This window comes from Microcoleus sp. K4-B3 (assembly GCF_036704615.1).
Lineage (GTDB): Bacteria > Cyanobacteriota > Cyanobacteriia > Cyanobacteriales > Microcoleaceae > Microcoleus.
On the sequence record NZ_JAUBSF010000243.1, the window covers coordinates 1 to 1,075 of the forward strand.

Here is a 1,075-nt window from a genome sequence, read left to right on the forward strand (position 1 = left end):
GCAATGAATCTGTTTGTTTTTGTTGGGAAGTTACAGCTTTACTAAAACCTCTTGCCATTGATAGCACTCATGAACTACAACAAACTACATAGAAAATTAGTCGGCTCTAACTGTAGCATATTTTGGGTTAAAGTTAAGATGCGTTTACCCTGCATAAAAGCCCCAACTTTTTGGTTAGAAAAACTGATCCCTTCATGCAGCAGTTTCATTAAAGCTGCTTCATTTAAACTGCCAATAATGTGAGAATTTTCAATAACTGGAACTTGCGAGATATTCAATTTTTGCATAACTTCGATGACTTGACTCAATGTGTCCTGCGAACTCACAGAAACGAGTGAGGGAAAATCTTGTTTCTGGGCAAGTATCTCTTGAAGTTTTATTGTTTTTTTGGTTGGTTCTTCCCAAAAACCATTTTCCTGCATCCAGCTATCAGAATAGATTTTATTTATGTAGTTTCTTCCTGTATCTGGTAACAGCACTACAATCTGTTTCGGTTCTGATAATCTGGCTGCATATTTAAAAGCTGCTGCTACTGCTGTACCGCAAGAGCCTCCCACCAATAAACCTTCTTCTCGCGCTAGACGGCGAGCCATATTAAAAGACTCGCGATCGCTAACTCTGACCATTTCATCTATAACTTGGCGGTTAAACGTCTTCGGAATAAAATCTTCACCAATTCCCTCAACCTTGTAAAGTTTGGGGGTGTCACCAGAAAAGATGGAACCTTCTGGATCTGCACCAACAATTACTATATTTTGATTTTGTTCTTTGAGATATTTGCCCACTCCAGAAATTGTGCCACCTGTTCCCATCGCGGCGACAAAAACATCAACTTTTCCATTACTGTCTGACCAAATCTCTGGCCCAGTCGTTCAATAATGGGCTAACGGATTATTAGGATTAGCAAATTGATCCGGTCTATAAGCTCCTGATATTTCTTTAGTAAGTCTTTCTGCTACACCGTTGAAACTTTCTGGAGAGTCAGGCGGAACTGATGTCGGGAGCATAACACTTATGCGATGAGTACAAATACTCAGAAATACCATGCCCCTCATTAGTCCATAATTAAATATGT

At 39.5% G+C, this 1,075-nt stretch carries 2 protein-coding genes and 1 pseudogene; all 3 read right to left on the reverse strand.

Annotated features, from left to right (window positions below; translation table 11 throughout):
• Positions 1-74: 74 nt before the first annotated feature.
• A complete protein-coding gene (locus tag QUA78_RS32710; RefSeq protein ID WP_333307637.1) occupies positions 75-422 on the reverse strand; it encodes a CBS domain-containing protein in 348 nt (115 codons plus the stop codon).
• A gap of 54 nt (positions 423-476) precedes the next feature.
• Positions 477-860 (reverse strand): annotated as a pseudogene (locus tag QUA78_RS32715) (pyridoxal-phosphate dependent enzyme); the annotation flags it as partial.
• A gap of 12 nt (positions 861-872) precedes the next feature.
• Positions 873-1,075, reverse strand: a 203-nt coding sequence (locus tag QUA78_RS32720; RefSeq protein ID WP_333307634.1) for a hypothetical protein, incomplete at its 5' end; no start/stop codon positions are given.